At 51.3% G+C, this 6,000-nt stretch carries 6 protein-coding genes and 1 riboswitch; of the genes, 5 read left to right on the forward strand and 1 reads right to left on the reverse strand.

The genetic code is table 11. The features are described from left to right. Window positions 1–138: 138 nt before the first annotated feature. From fabR to ACQE3Z_RS18975, 3 genes are read left to right on the forward strand one after another with little or no spacing between them, the layout of a single operon-like run. On the forward strand, window positions 139–780 hold the full coding sequence (fabR, locus tag ACQE3Z_RS18965; RefSeq protein ID WP_250651161.1) for an HTH-type transcriptional repressor FabR: 642 nt from the start codon (window positions 139–141) through the stop codon (window positions 778–780). Window positions 781–798: 18 nt separating this feature from the next. After that, window positions 799–1,146 (forward strand): YijD family membrane protein, encoded by a 348-nt coding sequence (locus ACQE3Z_RS18970; protein ID WP_426974963.1) that lies wholly within the window; start codon window positions 799–801, stop codon window positions 1,144–1,146. Window positions 1,147–1,206: 60 nt separating this feature from the next. Continuing rightward, on the forward strand, window positions 1,207–1,482 hold the full coding sequence (locus ACQE3Z_RS18975) for a hypothetical protein (protein ID WP_426974964.1): 276 nt from the start codon (window positions 1,207–1,209) through the stop codon (window positions 1,480–1,482). On the opposite strand, the gene trmA is transcribed toward ACQE3Z_RS18975, so the two are convergent. Continuing rightward, window positions 1,479–2,579: a tRNA (uridine(54)-C5)-methyltransferase TrmA gene (gene trmA / locus ACQE3Z_RS18980; RefSeq protein WP_426974965.1), complete on the reverse strand. Its 1,101-nt coding sequence runs from the start codon at window positions 2,577–2,579 to the stop codon at window positions 1,479–1,481. The genes ACQE3Z_RS18975 and trmA overlap by 4 nt on opposite strands. A gap of 121 nt (window positions 2,580–2,700) precedes the next feature. Continuing rightward, window positions 2,701–2,881: riboswitch (cobalamin riboswitch) on the forward strand. A 69-nt stretch (window positions 2,882–2,950) separates the two neighbouring features. Here trmA and btuB point away from each other — a divergent pair. Beyond that, on the forward strand, window positions 2,951–4,831 hold the full coding sequence (btuB, locus tag ACQE3Z_RS18985) for a TonB-dependent vitamin B12 receptor BtuB (RefSeq protein ID WP_426974966.1): 1,881 nt from the start codon (window positions 2,951–2,953) through the stop codon (window positions 4,829–4,831). Then, window positions 4,776–5,627, forward strand: coding sequence for a glutamate racemase (gene murI / locus ACQE3Z_RS18990; RefSeq protein WP_085069411.1), 852 nt, complete (start codon window positions 4,776–4,778; stop codon window positions 5,625–5,627). Before btuB ends, murI begins: the two co-directional genes overlap by 56 nt. Window positions 5,628–6,000: the final 373 nt, after the last annotated feature.

The raw sequence follows: 6,000 nt of genomic DNA on the forward strand, positions 1-6,000 counted from the left end.
CGCGTACATCCCAATTCCCTGAATGATTTTAGCCTCAATTAGCTAAATAAAGAGGTTAACAGTCGGTCACAAACTTTGACGGACTGTATGCTGAGTAATTTGTTATAGTGGGCTTCCGGCAGGCTAACAGGCAGAAAAATGGGCGTTAGAGCACAGCAAAAAGAACGTACACGACGTTCGCTAATTGAAGCGGCATTCAGTCAATTAAGTGCCGAGCGTAGTTTTGCCAGCCTGAGTCTGCGGGAAGTTGCTCGTGAAGCCGGAATTGCCCCAACCTCCTTTTACCGCCATTTTCGCGATGTCGATGAGCTGGGATTGACCATGGTTGATGAAAGCGGACTGATGTTAAGACAGTTAATGCGTCAGGCGCGCCAGCGTATTGCCAAAGGCGGCAGCGTGATCAAAACCTCCGTCGCCACCTTTATGGAATTTATCGACAGTAATCCCAATGCGTTTCGTCTGCTGCTGCGGGAACGCTCCGGCACTTCTGCCGCCTTTCGTGCCGCCGTTGCACGTGAAATTCAGCACTTTATTGCCGAACTGGCGGATTACCTTGAATTAGAAAATCGTATGCCGCGTAGCTTTACCGAAGCGCAGGCGGAAGCGATGGTCATTATCGTTTTTAACGCGGGCGCCGAGGCGCTGGATGTTGATGTTGAACAACGACGCAAGCTGGAAGAGCGGCTGGTTTTACAATTGCGCATGATTTCTAAAGGCGCCTACTACTGGTATCGTCGGGAACAAGAGCGCATGGCCGTTACGCTTGATAACCATAACTAAATATAAAAAGGAGAGGACATGACAGATAAAAATCCACGCGATAAAGGAACCTTGCTGTTGGCGTTTATTACTGGCCTGACGATCAATGGCTCTTTTTCAGTGCTTTTTAATTCTTTCGTGCCGTTTTCGATTTTTCCGCTTATCGCGCTGGGCCTTGCAGCCTGGTGCCTGCATCAACGCTATCTTAATCGCGCCATGCCGGAAGGGATGCCTTCGCTGGCCGCGGCCTTTTTCCTGCTGGGTATTCTGCTGTATAGCGCGACTGTACGTGCCGACTACCCGGAAATCGGCTCTAATTTTCTGCCCGTCGTATTAATGGTGGCGCTGATTTTCTGGATTGGCACCAGGCTGCGCCGCCGACGTTAAGATGCCTGGCGCAGTCAGGGCGACTGCGCCAAATCCATAAAGTTTACAAGGAGGTAGTGCATGAATAAACATGGCTTTTCAGCCGCCCTAATGCTGGTACTTTGCGTCAGCTGCAGCGATTATCAGGGCAGCAGCTGGACACCGGGCGAGGCTATTTACCCGGCTTCATCCCAGGGACGCATCCATGGCGATGAACGCAGCCCGTCACAGAGATACAACGACTGCCTTTCCGCCAGCAAGAAAGCGGACAGCAAAGCCGAGCGCAGCCGTTGTACCGAACGTTCGCAGCATCCCGATCCTGATTATGTGGGCGTTACTGTCCCGCTGCATTTTTAACGTTGCGTGAGCAGTACGCCGCATTCCATATGATGGGTATAGGGGAACTGATCGAACAGCGCCAGACGCGTAATATCGTGCGTCTGCGATAGCGTTTCCAGGTTGGCGCACAGTGTTTGCGGGTTGCAGGAAATATAGAGAATCTGTGGATAGCCCTGCACCAGTTTTACCGTCTCCTCATCCAGGCCGCTGCGCGGCGGATCCACAAAAATGGTTTCGCACTGATACGCCTGAAGGTCAATGCCCTGCAGACGGTTAAAGGTGCGAACGCCATTCATCGCCTGAGTAAATTCCTCTGCCGACATGCGAATAATCTGCACATTATCGATCTGGTTCGCCGCAATATTATATTGAGCGGCCGCTACGGAAGGTTTGGCGATTTCCGTTGCCAGTACGCGACGGAAATTACGGGCCAGCGCCAGAGAAAAGTTGCCGTTGCCGCAATAGAGTTCCAGCAGATCGCCGGTAGCGCCTTTTGTCACATCCAGCGCCCATTCCAGCATTTGAATATTCATTGCTGCGTTAGGCTGAGTAAAACTGTTCTCAATCTGACGGTAAATCATTTCGCGGCCGGCTACCGGCAAGCGCTCATCGACATAATCGCGGTCAAGAGAGATTTTGGTTTTTGTCGCCCGGCCAATAAGCTGTAAGTCAAAGCCCTGGGCCCGCAGATCATCGCGCAGCGCTTCTGCCGCCTGCTGCCAAATATCATCCAGCTTGCGGTGGTAAAGCAGTGATACCACCACCTGACCGCTCATGGTCGAAAGGTAATCGATCTGGAAAAGCTTACGGCGTAGCGCATCGTTACGGCGGATCGCGGCGATCATCAACGGCATAAGTTGATTAATCAGTTCACTTGCGGCCGGGAATTGATCGACACGAATACGATCGCGCGTCTGCTGATCAAACATGATGTGGTAAAGGTCGTCGCCCTCGTGCCAGATACGAAATTCGGCGCGCATACGATAGTGGCTGACCGGCGAGCGGTAGACCTCAACGGCAGGCGCAGAAAACGATGCCATCATGTTTTGCAGGCGCGTCATTTTCTCCGCGAGCTGGGTTTCATACTGGTCGACAGGCAGTTTTTCGGGCGTCATGGCTTTTCCTGATTGAATGGCAAACTTGCCGGGCGATTGTAGGGATTCACCAGGTGATGTCCAGTGCTGTGATCGTCTCTGTTATGGCGGGCCAGAAGTCTGGACTTCCATAATCCTCAATTGTAGACTGCGCGAGCCGGCCTCCTGCTGAGTTAAAAGGGAATCCAGTGAAATTCTGGAGCTGACGCGCAGCGGTAAGGAATGTCGTGGCGATTGCTAACGCAGACACTGTCTTTTGATGGGAAGTCTTCGCCATTTAATCGATTCCAAGCCCGAAGACCTGCCGGCAACACGTCGCACTTTACGGCTATCGCGTACTATTGGCCGTATGCATGCGGCATCCTGCTGTGTTTTTTGGATGCTTGAAACCGATGATTATAATGAAAAAAACGCCGTTGGCACTGGCTGTCGCGGCGGTTTCCCTCTGGGCGCAATCCGGCATTGCCGCAAACAGTGATGAGGCTATGACAGTGACGGCAAATCGTTACGCTCAGCCTGTCTCTTCCGTGCTGGCTCCAACGACCGTTGTCACTCGCGAAGATATCGATCGCTGGCAGGCGAAAAGCCTGGTCGATGTTATGCGGCGTTTGCCCGGCGTCGATACTGCGGTAAGCGGCGGCATGGGACAACTCAGCTCGCTGTTTATTCGTGGCTCCGAGTCAAGGCATGTACTGATTCTGATCGACGGCGTGCGGCTGAATCAGGCAGGTATCAGCGGCTCATCCGATTTAAGTCAAATTCCGCTTTCGCTGGTGCAAAGGATAGAATATATCCGTGGTGCGCGGTCTGCTGTATATGGTTCTGATGCTATCGGCGGCGTTCTCAATATCATTACCGGACGCGCGCAGCCGGGTACGACCTTAACCGCTGGCATGGGATCTAACGGTTACCAATCCTATGATGGCACAACGCAACAGATGCTGGGCGAGGCCACTAAATTAACCCTGGCGGGCGATTACACTTATACCAAAGGATATGATGTTAAAGCGGGATTCCCAAGCGCCAGTGGTCCGGCGCAGCCAGACCGCGATGGTTTTATGAGTAAAACGCTTTATGGCTCGTTAGAACATCAGTTTGACGAGCGGTTTAGTGGTTTTGTACGTGGTTATGGTTTCGATAACCGTACTGATATTGATGCCTCATATACCTACGACAACTATCAGTTTGTTCCCGGCGTATTGCTGGATACGCGTCAGCTCTATAGTCGAACCTGGGATGGTGGCTTGCGTTTTCACGACGGCATCTATTCTACTCAACTGATCGCAAGCTACAGTCATAGTAAAGATTATTATTATGACCGGCGTATTGGCTGTTATAGCGCTCACGACACGCTGGATGATCTTGAACAATATAACCTGCAGTGGGGCAATACTTTCCAGGTAGGTAATGGTGCAATAAGCACAGGCATCGACTGGCAAAAAGAGACTACCGAACCCGGCACTAACTATTTAAATGAGGGTTATGAACAGCGCAACACCGGTATCTATATTACCGGTCAGCAGCAGGTGGGAAGCGTGACGCTGGAAGGCGCGTTGCGCGGCGATGATAACAACCAGTTTGGCTGGCATAGCACCTGGCAAACTGCCGCCGGCTGGGAGTTCGTGGAAGGATATCGCCTTTTCGCTTCTTACGGTACAGCGTTTAAAGCCCCGGGTCTGTCGCAGGTTTACAGCCCTAATTATGGCAATCGTGAGCTTAATCCAGAAGAAAGCAAGCAGTGGGAAGGGGGCGTAGAAGGATTAACCGGGCCGGTAAACTGGCGTCTTTCCGCCTGGCGCAACGATGTTGATAATTTGATTAGCAGCGATCCTACGACTTTTCGTTACTACAATATTGGCAAAGCGCGTATTAAAGGCGTCGAAGCGACCGCGCAATTTGATACCGGGCCATTCAGTCATCAGGTATCGTATGATTATGTTGATCCGCGCAACAGCGAAACCGATCAGATACTGCTACGCCGCGCCAAACAACAGGTCAAATACCAGCTGGACTGGACGCTGCATCAGTTTGACTGGTCTTTAACCTGGCACTATTTAGGCCAACGCTACGATCAGGACTTTAATAGCTATCCCTCTCGTCGGATAAAAATGGGCGGTGTCAGCCTCTGGGATGTTGCCGTCTCTTATCCGCTCACCTCTCGCCTGACGGTTCGTGGTAGAATTGCCAACCTGTTCGATAAAGATTATGAGACAGTGTATGGCTATCCAACTGCAGGACGAGAGTACTACCTCAGCGGAATCTACAGCTTCTAATCTGCGGCCTACCGTGCTGGTGTTTGATTCCGGCGTCGGTGGGCTTTCTGTCTATGATGAGGTCCGGCAACTGCTGCCGGATCTGCATTACCTTTACGCTTTTGATAATGTCGCTTTTCCGTATGGTGAGAAATCGGAAGAGTTTATCGTCGATCGCGTAGTGGCTATCGTGGAAGCAGTAACGCGACGCTATCCATTATCTATGGTGATTGTGGCCTGCAATACTGCCAGCACCGTTTCACTGCCTGCATTACGTGCGCATTTCGCCTTTCCGGTTGTCGGCGTCGTACCTGCCATCAAGCCTGCCGCCCGGCTAACCCGAAACGGTATTGTTGGGCTGTTGGCTACGCGTGCAACAGTACGCCGTTCTTATACGCGCGAGCTGGTTGCGCAGTTTGCCAGCGAGTGTAAAACCGAGATGCTGGGTTCAGCGGAGCTGGTGGAACTGGCAGAGATGAAACTCCACGGGCAAACCATCCCTCTTGAAACTATTCGTCGGATTTTACAGCCCTGGCTGCGTATGTCTGAACCGCCCGATACCGTTGTGCTGGGATGTACCCACTTTCCTTTGTTAGCGGAAGAGCTTCAGGCGGTATTACCTGAAGGCACTCGACTGATTGATTCAGGGGCGGCTATTGCACGGCGTACCGTATGGCTGCTTGAGCATGAAGCGCCAAACGCCTGCTCTTCAGATGCCAATCTGGCTTTTTGCATGGAAATGAAGCCGGAAACAGTACAATTAACACCCGTTTTACAGCGTTATGGCTTCGAAAAGCTTGAAAAACTCGCACTTTGATGAAAAAAACAACATCTGAATTTATTTTTGAAATTAGTACTTGTCAGGCAAAAAGAACTCCCTATAATGCGCCTCCACTGACACGGAACAACGACTTCTTAGTCGGCCTTGTCAGGAAGGGAAAAGAAAATAAACTCTTGACTCTTCAGCGGGAAAGCGTAGTATACGCAGCCCGCGCCACTGAAGAATGTGGCGCCGCTCTTTAACAATTTATCAGACAATCTGTGTGGGCACTCACGGACGGGATATCGCAAAAACTATTGCAGTATCAAGTCTCAGAGTGAACACGTAATTCATTACGACGTTTTTCTTTGAGCATCAGACTTTTAAATTGAAGAGTTTGATCATGGCTCAGATTGAACGCTGGCGGCAG

This window comes from Pantoea sp. FN0307, from assembly GCF_050113815.1.
Classification (GTDB): Bacteria; Pseudomonadota; Gammaproteobacteria; order Enterobacterales; family Enterobacteriaceae; genus Mixta; species Mixta alhagi.